The 13,198-nt window shown below is 32.5% G+C and carries 6 protein-coding genes; 4 read left to right on the top strand and 2 right to left on the bottom strand.

Going from position 1 to position 13,198, the window contains the following annotated elements; genetic code table 11:
• Positions 1–42 precede the first annotated feature (42 nt).
• The 3 genes from ACZIYX_RS06555 to ACZIYX_RS06545 all read left to right on the top strand — a co-directional run bounded on the left by ACZIYX_RS06555 (position 43) and on the right by ACZIYX_RS06545 (position 6,483).
• The gene (locus ACZIYX_RS06555; RefSeq protein ID WP_462681409.1) at positions 43–3,021 is read left to right on the top strand and encodes a carboxypeptidase-like regulatory domain-containing protein; all 2,979 of its coding nucleotides are present in this window, start codon (positions 43–45) and stop codon (positions 3,019–3,021) included.
• 168 nt (positions 3,022–3,189) lie between these two features.
• On the top strand, positions 3,190–4,983 hold the full coding sequence (locus ACZIYX_RS06550) for a DUF885 domain-containing protein (protein ID WP_462681408.1): 1,794 nt from the start codon (positions 3,190–3,192) through the stop codon (positions 4,981–4,983).
• A 309-nt stretch (positions 4,984–5,292) separates the two neighbouring features.
• Positions 5,293–6,483, top strand: coding sequence for a DUF1573 domain-containing protein (locus ACZIYX_RS06545; RefSeq protein ID WP_462681407.1), 1,191 nt, complete (start codon positions 5,293–5,295; stop codon positions 6,481–6,483).
• 432 nt (positions 6,484–6,915) lie between these two features.
• Here the strand turns inward: ACZIYX_RS06545 and ACZIYX_RS06540 are convergent, their stop codons facing one another.
• Together ACZIYX_RS06540 and ACZIYX_RS06535 are read right to left on the bottom strand one after the other, a co-directional pair.
• Positions 6,916–8,100, bottom strand: a complete 1,185-nt coding sequence (locus ACZIYX_RS06540; protein ID WP_462681406.1) for a tRNA modification GTPase — start codon at positions 8,098–8,100, stop codon at positions 6,916–6,918.
• Positions 8,101–8,733: 633 nt separating this feature from the next.
• Complete coding sequence (locus ACZIYX_RS06535; protein WP_462681405.1) at positions 8,734–11,358, bottom strand: FAD-binding protein; 2,625 nt, start codon at positions 11,356–11,358, stop codon at positions 8,734–8,736.
• Positions 11,359–11,571: 213 nt separating this feature from the next.
• On the opposite strand from ACZIYX_RS06535, the gene ACZIYX_RS06530 reads away from it, so the two are divergent.
• Positions 11,572–13,194 carry an amidohydrolase gene (locus tag ACZIYX_RS06530; RefSeq protein ID WP_462681404.1) on the top strand — a complete coding sequence of 541 codons (1,623 nt, stop codon included), beginning with the start codon at positions 11,572–11,574 and terminating at the stop codon, positions 13,192–13,194.
• The last annotated feature ends 4 nt before the right edge of the window (positions 13,195–13,198 follow it).

Below are 13,198 nucleotides of genomic sequence, written 5' to 3'. Positions count from 1 at the left end.
TGTAATTTTTGTTATACACACTTCATTTTAAAGGGGATAACTATGAAAACGAAATCATTACCATTACTTTTTCTACTAACGTTGTTTAGCTTCTCTACTGTTTTTGGACAGTATGAGATAAAAATAAACGCTTTTGTTTTAGATAAAGAAACCCAAGAGCCAATATCGTATGTTAATGTAGGATTTTTAGGCAAAGGAATCGGAACAGTAACCAACAAAAGTGGAAGGTTTTATCTGCAATATGACGAGAATAAGATTGCAGATAGCGATAGGTTTCAAATATCTTGTATAGGATATGAACCCTTGGTAATAACACAAAAACAGCTATTTGATACTTTAGAGAATAGTAATACGATTTCCTTAAAGCAATTGGTATACAATACAAAAGAAACATCTACATCTATAGAGAATAGTGTTAAAGACTCTATAGGATATGCATCTTATCATTCTAATCTATTGGCATATTGGAAAGATAATAAAACACCGGGAGGAGAGATTGCTTCCTTTATCAAAGTAAGAAAAAAGAATACTAAACTAGATAATCTTAAATTTTATATAGCAGAAAATACAACAGATAGTATAGTAGTTCGAGTTAACTTTTATAACATAAAAGGCAAAAGACCAGAGAACAATTTTTTGGAAAGAGCTATTTATCATACAATCACGAATAAAAAAGGAGAAGAAATTATAGACGTATCCCGATATAATATAAAAGTAGATAAAGATTTTATAGCCAGTATAGAATTGGTAAAAGTATATGGCGAGGATATGCAATTTGCAGTTAGTGCAGGTAAAGGAGGATATTCATTTTTGAGATATACAAGCCAGGATAAATGGGAAGAACGTAAAGGAGTTGGTGTCGCCTTTAAAATAGATGTTACCTATCCGGCAGCAGATCAGTTAGAAAAACGTCAAAAACCGGAAGATATAGTATTATATTGGGATACTTCTCTGTCTATGCAACATAGAAATATAGATAAAGATCTACTATTTCTTAAAGAATATATATCTACTTTAAAAAATACTACTATCGTCGTAGTGCCATTTTCTAATAAAACAGGAGAACGAAAACAATTTATAGTAAAAAATGGAGATAGTAAAGATCTGCTTCAAATGCTGGCAGAGTTAAAATATGATGGAGGTAGTAATTTTTCTGACTTATTTAAAGAAACCGATAAACCAGATCAATATCTCGTTTTTACAGATGGATATGATACCTATGGTAATCATGAGTTTATGTATGGTACCCCGGTTTTCTATATTAATAGTAAAGAAAAAGCCAATGATGTAGCATTGCAAGAAGGAGGCTTTTCTAGTGAAGGTTATTATATTAATTTATCCAATACAACTACGCAAAAAGCAGTAACACTAATTAATTATGATCTAAAAGATAGTGTAGTATATGCAACAAATCAAAATATAGAATTAGTTTCAGGAACAGTATACTCAGACAAAATACCAGTACAAGGATGTAAAGTAATCGTAAAAGGAACACTTACCGAGGCCATCACTGACAAAGAAGGGAAATTTTCACTTCCTGTAGATACCAATCAGATGTTATCTTTTCAACATTTTAATATGATAAGTAAAGACATAATTTATGATGGGTCAAAAAATATATCCGTAAAATTAAATCCTAAATATGTAAATCTTAGCGAAGTTAATTTAAGAGTGAAAAAGAGAAAACTTAAAGAGAAAGACCCATATTATTATGAGCGTAAAGCTGCATTTGGAGAACAGATATTTACTAAAGAGGAACTTCCTAAAAATGTTGAGCATCTATCAGACCTTATTAGAAGAACTTTATTTAAGGTGAATGTAATTGGGTTTGGATTAGGTGCAGAATTTGTGTCTAGAAGGTCTCGTTCTTCAATATTTAGTGATAATCCCGGAGGGGATAAAGTATTATTTGTTGTTGATAATAATCCACAATCTCAACCACCAATATTTTTACAACCTAGTCAGATTGAAACTATTTACTTTATGCCTGCAAGGACTGCCTCTATTCAATATGGTGGAAGAGGTAATAATGGTGCTATAGTCATTAATACTACATATGGCTATAAAATAGATGATAACTATGTAAACCCTCTTCTGGTTGTAGGTAATGACTATAAAGAATCTACCTTTTTATTGGATAACAATCAAAATAGACCAGAATATGTTAATGTGTTATGGAACAGCACTACTTATAGCAGTGCTTTAGAAACCTATTATGAGCTTAGAAAAAAACATAAGAACAGAATTCCTTTTTATGTGTATTGTGCAGCCTATTTTAAGCAGTGGGATAAAGAGTTTTCAAAACAGATAATTTCTAATGTAGCAGAAATAGCAAATGATAATTATGGAGCACTTAGAACATTAGCATTTTTATTAGAAGAAAATAAGGACATACATAAAGCAACTGTAGTATACGAAAAGCTACTGGAATTAAAACCAGAATATGCACAATCTTATCTGGATATAGCTCGTATCTATAAAGAAAACAAAGAATATGAAAAAGCATTTAATATTTATAAAAAAATACTGCAAGATCATAAAGAAGAAACAGAATTTGTAGAAGTACGAAAACAAGCAGAATCAGAGCTAAGGCATTTATTAAATCATCATCGCTCTCACGTATCTTATACAGATATATCTAAAGAGTTTTTAACCGTAAAAAGTGTTCCTGTTCGTATTGTTTTTGATTGGAACGATCCTCAGGCAGAGTTCGAGTTTCAATTTGTAAATCCAGAAAAGAAATATGAAAAATGGACACACCGTTTTGAAGAAAATAAAGAATTGTTTCAAAAAGAAACTAAGTATGGTGTAGTTTCCAAAGAATTTGTGGTAGACGAATCTATGTTAGGGGAGTGGATCATTAATGTACAGTCTTTTGAAGAAGAATCGAAGCAGAATCCCGCTTTTATGAAATATACTATATATAGAAATTATGGATTGGCAGAGGAAACCAAAACTGTGAAATTTATAAAATTATACACACAAAAAGAAAAAGTTACTTTAGATAAGTTTAGCATCTAGACTATCTTTATTAAGTTATATTGTTTTATTTCAAACCTCACAGGTCTTTTTTAAGACCCTGTGAGGTTTTTTGTATCCAAAAACCCTTTTGTTTTCAGAATGTTAAGAGCATCTTTTTTTAGTCCCGATTTTGTTATCTTTCCTGATTAAATCAAAAACAACCGTATTATGATCAAAAAAATACTAGCTATAACGTGTCTTACAGTGCTTTTTACAGCCTGTAAAAATGATACAAAAACAACAAGAGAGCCTGTAGATGAGGTTGCTGTTAGCGATCGGTTTAATGAAATGCTGGATGCCTATTATGAAGAGAGTTTACAGCTTAATCCTGTGCAAGCAACATTTACAGGAGATAACAGATTTAACGATCAATTTCCTAATCCTTTAGCAAAAGAAACCGTAAATAAGTATAAAGCATATTATAAAAAATATAAAGAACAATTAGCACAGTTTGAAGACTCTACACTTTCGGATAGTGAAAAAATGACCAAAGCTATCCTTAATTGGGAGTGTGACAGGAATCTGGAAGGGTTTCAATTTAAAAAAGAGTACTTTCCTATCGATCAAATGTGGTCGATTAATTTAGTAGCAGGACAATTAGCAAGTGGGGCTGGTGCGCAACCTTTTAAAACCGTACAAGATTATAACAATTGGCTAAAACGATTAGATGGTTATGTGGATTGGATGACCTCTGCCAAAGCAAAAATGAAAGAAGGTATGGCAGCAGGGTATGTATTACCAAAATCGTTGATAGTAAAAGTGCTACCCCAATTAGAGGCATTAACTGTAGAAGATTTGGATACACACCTTTTTTATACACCAGTAAAGAATTTTCCTGAAATTTTTTCTGGAGAAGATAAAAAACAGATAACCGAAGCATATAGCAAAATGGTGACAGAAAAAATTATTCCTGCATATAAAGAGTTGCATCAATTTATGAGTACAGAGTATATGGATGCTGGTAGAGAGACCTCAGGAATCGAAGGGATACCTAACGGAAAAGAATTCTATCAATATCAAATAAAGCTATATACCACAACAGATATGACAGCAGAGCAAATACATGAGCTAGGGCTTTCTGAAGTAGCCAGAATCTCTGCAGAGATGGAGAAGGTAAAAGAGCAAGTTGGATATACCGGAGACTTAAAATCATTTTTTGATCATGTGCGCAATAAAAAAGAATTAATGCCTTTTACAGACCCACAACAAGTAATCAATAATTTTAATGCGATACATGATCGTATGAAACCACAAATAGATAAACTGTTTGATAAAAAACCGAAGACATTATTTGAGGTTCGCCGTACAGAAGCATTTCGGGAAAATTCTGCCAGTGCAGAATATAATTCCGGATCACTGGATGGTACACGACCAGGTATTTTTTATACCCCAATACCAGACGTAAAAAAATATAATGTATATAGTGACGAGTCTTTGTTTTTGCATGAAGCCATACCAGGACATCATTATCAAACATCCTTAACCCAGGAAAGTACAGAGTTGCCTAAGTTTAGAAAAACACTTTGGTATAGCGGTTATGGCGAAGGTTGGGCATTGTATAGTGAATCGTTAGGTAAAGAATTGGGGTTATATACCGATCCTTACCAGTATTTTGGTACTTTGGGAGCAGAAATGCATCGTGCAATTCGTCTTGTTGTAGATACAGGATTACACTCAAAAGGATGGACCAGAGAACAAGCAATACAATACTCTCTGGATAATGAAGCAGAATCCGAAGCAGGAATAATTTCTGAGATCGAACGATATATGGCAAATCCGGGGCAAGCATTATCCTATAAAATCGGACAGTTAAAAATAAGGGAATTAAGAACCAAGGCAGAAAAAGAATTGGGGGATGCATTTGATATTCGCCAATTTCATAATCAGATACTAGAAACAGGTTGTGTGCCTTTGGCATTATTAGAAGATAAAATCAATGTCTGGATCGCAAGTAATAAATAAACGATACCCTTTTTTAAAAGAACAGTGATTTTTAAAATAATATAGAGTAACCCTGTGGAGCTGGCTTCGCAGGGTTTTTAGTTTATAGCCTTTTGGATATGATGATTATTAAAGAATGGCTTCTGATTTATTAATGAAATATAAAAATTTTGTTAATGTTTAAAAAGCAGAATTAAAAAACTAGGGTGTTCAGGAAGTTAATTGTTGTTAGAAAAGAAATCAAGCTTTGTCATGTTGATATGAAATTTTTAATCTCATATAATTTACACCTTATATCAACACGATAGAAAAAACAACAAAAAAAAATATATGAAAATGTTTAAAAGCAAATTAATTATTAATGTATTAGTGGTTTTATTTACCATAAGTCTAACTAGCTGCAAAAAAGACGATGATGCCACTCCTCCAGTAGTAAATGTAGTATCGATTAAACTGGATAAATCTGGTGTTGATTTTGAAAAAGTAAAACAGGGAGATAGTAAACAGGTAGTTGTAAAAGTCACAAACAATTCTAAAGCAACTATCAAAAGTTTGTTGTCTAAGGCTACTATTTCTGGAGGAAGTGTAGGTGTTTCGTTTAAATTTTCTTCATTAGCACCGGGCAAATCCATAGATGTTCCTGTTAAATTTACTTCAAAAAAAACCACTAAACCAGGGGCTTATAAAGGTAAATTAGTTTTAACACCTTTAAATGGAAAATCAGTAGAAGTAAATTTGTCTGTTAATGTAATCAAAGCAGATGAAGAACCTGTTAAAGGTACAGTTATAGTGGATAAAAACTCTATTGACTTTGGAAGTTTGCCAAGGGGAACAGGAACAGGATCTATGAAAGAAGTAATTGTTAAATTAACCAATAATACAAATAAAACTTTAGAAGGACTTACCCAAAAGCTTTCTACTAAAGGTGTTGGTTCTGTAGAAGCGACCCTTGTTAACTTTTCTTCATTAGCACCGGGCAAATCTATAAACATTCCTGTCAAGTTTACCTCGGGAGATACAGATCCGGGTAGTTTTAAAGGCACGTTGACTTTAATACCATCTATAGGGAACCCTATTGAGATAAAACTTTCTGCTGCCGTAACTGCTTCTGGAACAGGAACAGGGCCTACTACGGGCAAGGTAATTGTTGATAAACAGTCTGTTGATTTCGGAAGCTTTTCAAAATCAGGATTAACAAAGACAGTAACTATTAGATTAACCAATAATACCAATAAGACCATTAACAGTATTAAGTTGGATTTCTCTACTGCAAGTAATAATGGATCTTCTTCTAGTAGTAGTACTCTTTCTGGCAGTGGTGCTTCTACTAACTCCAGAGTCTCTACTAATAATGGTTTTATAAAAATAGGTTCAAACTTTTCGCCTATAGAACCAGGGAAATCGTTATTAATAACCCTTGAATTTACTTCTGGTAAATCTGGAAAATTTGATGGTAAATTAACTTTAACCCCATCTGTAGGAGAACCTATTGATGTAGCTTTATCTTCTCTTGTGATGTAATACATATAATGTAGAGTTAATAAAAACAAGATAGATATCTACCAGGTAGGGCCTGCTTATTAAGCAGAATGACCAAAATAAAAATGATAAACAGATAAAAAAACTGATCGCTTGGATATAGATAGCAGGTTTGCAATCTATGCCGTATATGAGTAAGCGGTAAGTGTAAATATAAAAAAAACAGTTACAGACATAAGTTTGTAGCTGTTTTTTTTGTTTTATGATGAGTATGCTTTTTTGGTAAGTTAACCTGCCATATTATGGTATTACTATAAGTGGCTAGAATAACTATGGAACGGGAATTGTTTTTTATGTTTACAACCTCTGGTGGTTCGGACATGATAGGCAGGCTTGCAATTATAGTTTAGTATAAAGCAAAAAAAGCTATGTTCTGTTTTTGACTATTTAATATTACATTAAAATAACGGCTTCTTAAAAAATAGTATACCCAAAAATTAAAGATAAACTGTTATAATCAGATACCCAGTATACATAATCTCCAAGAATAGCTCTGCCAGATCCATATCTTATTTCCATACTGTATTTCTGATTATGATTATAGCCCATTCCAAAAGCAAAATTACCATTGGTTTTAATAGTAAGGTTTGTGCTGTTTTCAAAGTCAATTTTAGAGCTCATACTCAGATCAAAAGCGTATGATGCATTTATAAATATTTTAGAGCTATCATTTATAAAAAAATAATGTCTAACCCCTATTGGTAGTTCTATTGATTTATAATCTACATTTATTTTTTGCCCATCGATTATTTTATTTGTTTTATAATATTGATATGTTGGTTCTATTATCGCGGACCATTTGTTTTTGTTAAATGGCATTATAAACTCTGCCTCAACTCCAAATCTGAAACTTACTTTATTTCCAAAATTAATATTACTATTAGAAAGAATATTCCCTGTAGATAAAGAAGAGTTGTTTAAACCCGGTCTTATTGTTAAATTAAATAGATCTTTTTTTTGTGTTGTTTCAAAATTTATAAACTCAGAGCCACTACAGTCATTATATTTTACAAAGAAATTTACTAATTGCTTCTTTTCATAATCCAGTTTTTTTATTTCTTTTAAAGAAATATCCTTACATTTTAAATCCATTAATAGTTGTTGTCTAAACCTTGTGTTTTTCTCTATATAATTATCTTTGGCTTTATAACTTTTAAAAACTAATTGTGTAATAGGAGTTGTATCTGTTTTGTAGAAAAATCTTCTTAAAGAACCATCTTCATATAAATATAAATTAGCTTTTCCTTCAACCAGTACTTTTAAAAAAAGTTGCTCTTCTTTAAATATAGGATTTCTTGATAAGCTCATCATATTGATATTTTCACTTGATCTGTCTATATCTACTTTATGATTAACATACTTAGATACATTATAGATTCCAAACTCTTTAATGGTATTAATGAGGCCTTTTTTTTCTTCACCTTCTTGAGACAGGGTATATATAAATTCTGTAGGGTTATTTTTCCAATCTTTATTTTTAATTAAGCATTCTGTTTTTTGTCCAGAACTCGTAATATAATATCCTTTTTCGAAAGTAATTTGTGAGGAACAGGTAAGGGTTAAAATTGTAGCTAATAAAAATAAATATTGTTTTTTCATGTTTTGTTGTTTGTTAGAAGATAACATAAATATTGATGCTTATTTTTGTTTTTACACATTAGTATAGATAAAGTGATAGATAGCAATAGGTGTAAAATTTTAAATTTTCTTTTAAAAAGAAAATAATAAGTCTTGTGTATCCTTTGTAATTATACAGCAATAATAATAAAAAAAAGTACCAAAAAAAGACACTAAGAGTTTTTGTTTAAAATATTTTCAATTTTTTTATAATACGTATTCAATATGTGACTAAAAACCTATCGAGATTAAAAATAATACTCTAAGTATATCATGTATACTGAGGGTTTTTTGGTAAAACAAAAAAGTATACTTTAAAATCTATCCGTGTTTTCCGAGACGTTTCCAGTTTCGTTTAATCATTCTAAATAACAAAAATTATTGTTTGTACTTAGTGCTCGATTCTGTCGGGTGGCGGTAAAGCTTGGCGGGTAAGGGTAAGACAAATAAATACAAAGAACCGGTTACAGGGATGTAGTTGCCTTTTTGTATGTATACTTTTTGGTTAAATTAGGGTATTGCTATAAGTAAAAAACCAACTACAAATAAATGTAATTGGTTTTTTAGAACTAGCCACAGAGCAATCTATATAGTAAGTAGCTTCTACATTGATTACTAAATAATGGTTTTTCGTTTTCTAAGATGGTTATATTGATCTTCAGAATATTTTTCTTTGATACGTTTTAGGGCTTCATAATTTTGAGCAAAATAGGTCTTGGTAGGTATCGAGTTATCTTTAAAACTTATAAATGCTCCAGATGTGTTAGGGATATCAAAATCTCTGGACACCTCAATCCAATCCAGTGCCCTGTTGGTACGAGTGTATACTTTGTTATCCTCTAATTCTTCTTTTTGTTTAAGCTCGTTGTTCCACCATGTTTGGTATTGAATGGTGTATAGTTTATCCTTGTACGGGAATGCGCTTTTATCCCTTTCGGTTAAAGGCATTGTCTTATAAAAATCCCCAGCGATAGCACCAAGGGTAACATAAGTAAACAGCCCTAACAAGCGGTTTTCTTGTAATATTAAAGGAGAAGTAAGACTACTCAACAATCCTTCGTGTCCATTATCCTCTAATCCTTGTTTATTTACTAAACGGGATGTGATTTTATGAGAAGCCGGCTCATCTAAATCTGCGGGTAGTGGAGTGCCTTCTTTACCAGCAGCTAATAGTTTGATGTTGTGATGGGATTCCCTGTCCCAGGAACCCATTAGGTTTGCTCCATAATCTTTTCCGATACCACCAACACCATCTATACGAATGTCTTCTGGTTTGATGTTATTATCTGTAAATTGTTGGGTAATAAAAATGGTTAACTGCTCTTGTGTTCCTTGCCAATACCCATACATCACACAATTATGTATTACAGTATTGGGATCAAAAGCTTCATAGATAGGTTCGTTGTTTTTTTCGTCTTTATAGCCAATGATTTTAAGTGGTTTCCCGTTAATTTTAAGATTGGTACCAATTAACTTCGATGTATTTTCAGAAGTTATAATTTTTTCCCATTGGGTTAAAACTTTTATAGTAGGAATAGATTCTTTTATTTCTTGTGTGTGTTTGTCATATAAATTCCACTCTAATTCAAACTTAACAAGTGTTTCCGGCAGATCAAAAGTCTGTATAAATAGTTTGGTAACAATACCATAGCTCATTCCTCCGCCACCTTTTAAAGCCCAAAGTAACTCTGGTTTATTGGTTTCAGATATGACTTCTATGCTTCCGTCTCCCAGTATGATTTCGGCTTTAACCAGGTATTCACAGCACATACCTTTGCTTCGGGTCCAGGGACCCCATCCTCCTCCCATGATAAATCCGGGTATCGCTACAGTAGCACAAGTTCCGTGAGGGATCATTACCCCATTTTTTGCTAGTTCTGTAGTAAGCTTTATAAAACGGTTACCAGGGCCAATTTCAGCTATTTTTGTTTTTTCGTCTACAATAACTTCACTCAGTTCTATCAGGTCAATCAAAATAGTATTAGTTCCACTACATTCTCCTTCGTGATCATGCCCCCCTGATCGCACACTTACAGGAAGATTATTTTGAATAGCGGTCTTATATGCGATTTGAACATCTTCGGTACAGGTACAATACAATATCGCCAAAGGTTTTTCTTGTATTCTTCGGTTAAACAGTTGGCACGCTTGGTTATATTCAATTATTTGCCTGCTTGTACTATTGGCTTTTCTTGTAGTCTCATCATAATTCATGTTAGTAACGATATCTCCTTTAAAACCTTGGGATTTTACTTCGTTAATAAATTTATTAAGGTTTTTTGCATTTAGGATTACTAAGTTTTCGCTTATTCTTAACTCAGCATCAAAGATTTCTTTACTACTGGATTTTACCGTAATCCCTCTTTCTAAAACAGAAGACACAGGAGCCTTTAGATACGATTTATATGGAGTAAGAGATTTTTTTACTTCTATTACTAATTCGATTTCCGGAGTATCTCTGTTGGTATATTTTGCTTCGGCATAAAACTCTGGTAAACCGGTTAAGTTTTTAAGAACAACTTTTAGGTTACTCTTTGCAGGTATGGTTTCAGGAAACTGTACCGATATCTTGTCGAGATGAGGATCTGCTTTTTTTAAATCGAACGGAGAATCATTAATAATGTTTATAAAAGCAAATTGATCCTCGATACAATTATTGGATAGTATGGTATTTTGATCTTTTTTGATCGCAAAAGGACGACTAACCAGTACCCCTTTTTCATTACCTGTTATTGATTCTTTTTGATATTGTATAATTTCTTTTTGGGATAAAGCGTGATCCCAGATCACAATTCCTCCCAATTCTCCTAAAAAGGATTCCTCCTTGGTATCGATACTATTTTTACCGATAAGTATTTCTTCGATATTTTGAATTGGTAAATCACAGGTTTCTTTAATTTGTTCGGTAGAAACAGTTTCTCCGTTGACCAAAATGTACATTTCATCTCCTTTTTTAACAAGAGATACATGATGCCATTCCCCATCATTAATACCACCTTGGTTAGATTGAACAGTGTTTTGGAAATCATTGGATTGTACCGTAAAACTAATTTTTCCATTACTTAGAACCTCTGTAAAAAAATAGATGTTATTTTTTTGAGAATAGTGTTGGAATAATGGCCCATGATGATTGGTTTTTAACCAAGTCTGTATGGTAAAATCTTTTAATTCATTACTATTAAAAGATAGAACACCGTGTTCTATCGAATTGTTTACTGTAAGTTGATTTGCAGAACCCATAATATATTTAATTTAGAAATTGTGTAGAGAGAGCAGTCTTTAAACAGGCTACTCATGTTGGTTAAATACTATTTTCAATTCTAAGATACAGCATCCTTAAATCATATTTTTACGGAAAACCGGATAAAAATCTAAAACAACTTATATTAAGAAAATCTTAACGATCTAGCCAATTAGATATATTTACATTTAGATCTCTAAAAACATGTTCTAATGAAAAGCATATCGATAATAGTACTATCTGCACTAGTATTTGTTTCTTGTCAAAAACCTATAGAAGCAGATCTGGTGGTTATTAATGGTACTATTTATACCGTTGAGGATTCTAATCCAAAGGCAGAAGCTTTTGCGGTAAAAGATGGTAAATTTATTGAAGTTGGCAGTACCGCAGAGATTTTAAAAAAATACACAGCTATCGATACATTAGATGCCCAAGGTAAAACTATCCTGCCGGGTTTTATAGATGCACATTGCCATTTTTATGGATTAGGATTACAGCAACAAAAAGTAGATTTAACAGGGACTACTAGTTATGCAGAAGTGATAGAACGAATTGTGGTTTTTCAAAAAGAAAAAAATGTTTCTTTTATTACAGGACGAGGTTGGGATCAAAATGATTGGGAGATAAAAGAGTACCCAACAAAAGATGTACTGGATAGCTTATTTCCTAATACGCCGGTTGCAATTACCCGTGTAGACGGACATGCAATGCTGGTAAACCAAAAAGCATTGGATATGGCTGATATTAGTATAAAAACTAAAGCAACAGGAGGGGAGATTCTTCAAAAAGAAGGGGAATTAACAGGGGTACTTATTGATAATCCTATGGAGTGGATAGAAGCTATAATTCCTGCTCCTTCGATAGCAGAAAAAATACAAGCATTAAAAGATGCCGAAAAAATTAACTTTAGTTATGGATTAACTACGGTAGATGATGCAGGTTTAAGTCCAAGTGTAATTACATTAATAGATAGCTTACAAAAGGCAGGAGAATTAAAGATAAGGATGTACGCTATGGTAAGTAATGTGCCAGAATATGTAGAATATTATCTAAATAATGGGGTGCTTAAAACAGATAAACTTAATGTTTCTTCTTTTAAAGTATATGCAGATGGGGCATTGGGATCCAGAGGGGCTACTTTAAAACAACCATATACCGATAAAGAAAATCATTTTGGTGCTATGGTAATTGGTATCGATGATTTTAAAAACCTTGCAAAAAGATTGGCAAGTTCTCCTTTCCAGATGAACACGCACGCTATTGGGGATTCTGCAAATGCTGTGGTAATGAAAACATATTATGAGGTATTGCAAAATAAATCAGACAGAAGGTGGCGTGTAGAACACGCTCAGGTAGTTGCTGCCGAAGAGTTTGAAATCCTTAATAATAATTTGGTAATGAGTGTACAACCAACGCATGCAACAAGCGATATGTATTGGGCAGATGAGCGACTGGGGGAAGAACGTATTAAAGGAGCGTATGCCTATAAAAAACTATTAGAAAAAACAGGCAAACTGGCTTTAGGAACAGATTACCCTGTAGAGCACGTAAGTCCTTTTTATACTTTTTATGCGGCGGTAGCTCGTAAAGATTTAAAACAATATCCAGAAGGTGGTTTTCAAAAAGAAAATGCTCTTACCAGAGAAGAAACCTTAAAAGGCATGACCCTATGGGCTGCTTATAGTAATTTTGAAGAGCAAGAAAAAGGGAGTATAACTGCAGATAAGTTTGCTGATTTTATAATTCTGGAGGATAATATTATGGAAATCGAAGAAGATCAGATACCAAACAGTAAAGTAAAAGCAACCTATGTAAATGGAGAGAAGGTGTATTAGATAG

This window comes from Aquimarina sp. (assembly GCF_977115655.1).
This window is presented reverse-complemented; position numbering and strand designations above follow the sequence as displayed.